This window comes from Pseudomonas sp. JL3 (assembly GCF_031570575.1).
GTDB lineage: Bacteria > Pseudomonadota > Gammaproteobacteria > Pseudomonadales > Pseudomonadaceae > Aquipseudomonas > Aquipseudomonas cucumis.
In genome coordinates this window covers 1-3,719 of record NZ_JAKWJK010000012.1, presented here as the reverse complement: position 1 = coordinate 3,719, position 3,719 = coordinate 1, and the positions used below count along the sequence as shown (strand labels likewise).

The following is a 3,719-nucleotide window of genomic DNA, read 5'->3' as shown; positions in this document are numbered from 1 at the left end:
CAAGGTAGCCGTAGGGGAACCTGCGGCTGGATCACCTCCTTAATCGACGACATCAGCTGCTCCATAAGTTCCCACACGAATTGCTTGATTCATTGAAGAAGACGATAAGAAGCAGCCCGAAATTGGGTCTGTAGCTCAGTTGGTTAGAGCGCACCCCTGATAAGGGTGAGGTCGGCAGTTCGAATCTGCCCAGACCCACCAATTTTGTGTGGGAAACGCCTGTAGAAATACNNNGCACGCAGGAGGTCAACGGTTCGATCCCGTTTGGCTCCACCATTAACTGCTTCGAAACGTTTGAGAGTTTAGAAATGAATATTCCGGTGTGAATATTGATTTCTAGTCTTTTGATTAGATCGTTCTTTAAAAATTTGGGTATGTGATAGAAAGATAGACTGATGGCCACTTTCACTGGTGGTGATCAGGCTAAGGTAAAATTTGTGAGTTTAATCGCGAATTTTCGGCGAATGTCGTCTTCNTTTGATTAGATCGTTCTTTAAAAATTTGGGTATGTGATAGAAAGATAGACTGATGGCCACTTTCACTGGTGGTGATCAGGCTAAGGTAAAATTTGTGAGTTTAATCGCGAATTTTCGGCGAATGTCGTCTTCACAGTATAACCAGATTGCTTGGGGTTATATGGTCAAGTGAAGAAGCGCATACGGTGGATGCCTTGGCAGTCAGAGGCGATGAAAGACGTGGTAGCCTGCGAAAAGCTTCGGGGAGTCGGCAAACAGACTTTGATCCGGAGATGTCTGAATGGGGGAACCCACCTAACATAAGTTAGGTATCTTAAGCTGAATACATAGGCTTAAGAAGCGAACCAGGGGAACTGAAACATCTAAGTACCCTGAGGAAAAGAAATCAACCGAGATTCCCTTAGTAGTGGCGAGCGAACGGGGACTAGCCCTTAAGTGGCTTTGAGATTAGCGGAACGCTCTGGAAAGTGCGGCCATAGTGGGTGATAGCCCTGTACGCGAAAATCTCTTGGTCATGAAATCGAGTAGGACGGAGCACGAGAAACTTTGTCTGAATATGGGGGGACCATCCTCCAAGGCTAAATACTACTGACTGACCGATAGTGAACTAGTACCGTGAGGGAAAGGCGAAAAGAACCCCGGAGAGGGGAGTGAAATAGATCCTGAAACCGTATGCGTACAAGCAGTGGGAGCCCACTTTGTTGGGTGACTGCGTACCTTTTGTATAATGGGTCAGCGACTTATTTTCAGTGGCGAGCTTAACCGAATAGGGGAGGCGTAGCGAAAGCGAGTCTTAATAGGGCGTCTAGTCGCTGGGAATAGACCCGAAACCGGGCGATCTATCCATGGGCAGGTTGAAGGTTGGGTAACACTAACTGGAGGACCGAACCGACTACCGTTGAAAAGTTAGCGGATGACCTGTGGATCGGAGTGAAAGGCTAATCAAGCTCGGAGATAGCTGGTTCTCCTCGAAAGCTATTTAGGTAGCGCCTCATGTATCACTGTAGGGGGTAGAGCACTGTTTCGGCTAGGGGGTCATCCCGACTTACCAAACCGATGCAAACTCCGAATACCTACAAGTGCCGAGCATGGGAGACACACGGCGGGTGCTAACGTCCGTCGTGAAAAGGGAAACAACCCAGACCGTCAGCTAAGGTCCCAAAGTTATGGTTAAGTGGGAAACGATGTGGGAAGGCTTAGACAGCTAGGAGGTTGGCTTAGAAGCAGCCACCCTTTAAAGAAAGCGTAATAGCTCACTAGTCGAGTCGGCCTGCGCGGAAGATGTAACGGGGCTCAAACCATACACCGAAGCTACGGGTATCACTTAGGTGATGCGGTAGAGGAGCGTTCTGTAAGCCTGTGAAGGTGAGTTGAGAAGCTTGCTGGAGGTATCAGAAGTGCGAATGCTGACATGAGTAACGACAATGGGTGTGAAAAACACCCACGCCGAAAGACCAAGGTTTCCTGCGCAACGTTAATCGACGCAGGGTTAGTCGGTCCCTAAGGCGAGGCTGAAAAGCGTAGTCGATGGAAAACAGGTTAATATTCCTGTACTTCTGGTTATTGCGATGGAGGGACGGAGAAGGCTAGGCCAGCTTGGCGTTGGTTGTCCAAGTTTAAGGTGGTAGGCTGAGATCTTAGGTAAATCCGGGATCTTAAGGCCGAGAGCTGATGACGAGTGTTCTTTTAGAACACGAAGTGGTTGATGCCATGCTTCCAAGAAAAGCTTCTAAGCTTCAGGTAACCAGGAACCGTACCCCAAACCGACACAGGTGGTTGGGTAGAGAATACCAAGGCGCTTGAGAGAACTCGGGTGAAGGAACTAGGCAAAATGGCACCGTAACTTCGGGAGAAGGTGCGCCGGTGAGGGTGAAGCATTTACTGCGTAAGCCCACGCCGGTCGAAGATACCAGGCCGCTGCGACTGTTTATTAAAAACACAGCACTCTGCAAACACGAAAGTGGACGTATAGGGTGTGACGCCTGCCCGGTGCCGGAAGGTTAATTGATGGGGTTAGCTAACGCGAAGCTCTTGATCGAAGCCCCGGTAAACGGCGGCCGTAACTATAACGGTCCTAAGGTAGCGAAATTCCTTGTCGGGTAAGTTCCGACCTGCACGAATGGCGTAACGATGGCGGCGCTGTCTCCACCCGAGACTCAGTGAAATTGAAATCGCTGTGAAGATGCAGTGTATCCGCGGCTAGACGGAAAGACCCCGTGAACCTTTACTATAGCTTTGCACTGGACTTTGAATTTGCTTGTGTAGGATAGGTGGGAGGCTTTGAAGCGTGGACGCCAGTTCGCGTGGAGCCAACCTTGAAATACCACCCTGGCAACTTTGAGGTTCTAACTCAGGTCCGTTATCCGGATCGAGGACAGTGTATGGTGGGTAGTTTGACTGGGGCGGTCTCCTCCTAAAGAGTAACGGAGGAGTACGAAGGTGCGCTCAGACCGGTCGGAAATCGGTCGTAGAGTATAAAGGCAAAAGCGCGCTTGACTGCGAGACAGACACGTCGAGCAGGTACGAAAGTAGGTCTTAGTGATCCGGTGGTTCTGTATGGAAGGGCCATCGCTCAACGGATAAAAGGTACTCCGGGGATAACAGGCTGATACCGCCCAAGAGTTCATATCGACGGCGGTGTTTGGCACCTCGATGTCGGCTCATCACATCCTGGGGCTGAAGCCGGTCCCAAGGGTATGGCTGTTCGCCATTTAAAGTGGTACGCGAGCTGGGTTTAGAACGTCGTGAGACAGTTCGGTCCCTATCTGCCGTGGACGTTTGAGATTTGAGAGGGGCTGCTCCTAGTACGAGAGGACCGGAGTGGACGAACCTCTGGTGTTCCGGTTGTCACGCCAGTGGCATTGCCGGGTAGCTATGTTCGGAATAGATAACCGCTGAAAGCATCTAAGCGGGAAACTAGCCTCAAGATGAGATCTCACTGGGACCTTGAGTCCCCTGAAGGGCCGTCGAAGACTACGACGTTGATAGGTTGGGTGTGTAAGCGCTGTGAGGCGTTGAGCTAACCAATACTAATTGCCCGTGAGGCTTGACCATATAACACCCAAGCAATTTGCTGACCTGAAGAGGCACCAGATTGCGGTGTGTGAAGACGAAACGAACCGAAAGTTCGAGAAACAAACACACAAACTATCGCATACCCATTCGCTGGAGCGTGAGCCGTAAGGCAAACGAGCTGGCTACCGAATTTCTTGACGACCATAGAGCATTGGAACCACCTGATCC

1 tRNA gene and 1 rRNA gene are annotated in these 3,719 nt (G+C 50.4%); both read left to right on the top strand.

From position 1 onward, the window contains the following. The first annotated feature begins 124 nt into the window (after positions 1 to 124). Positions 125 to 201 (top strand) — tRNA-Ile (locus MMG91_RS19450). A 437-nt stretch (positions 202 to 638) separates the two neighbouring features. Beyond that, positions 639 to 3,530 (top strand): 23S ribosomal RNA (locus tag MMG91_RS19445). The last annotated feature ends 189 nt before the right edge of the window (positions 3,531 to 3,719 follow it).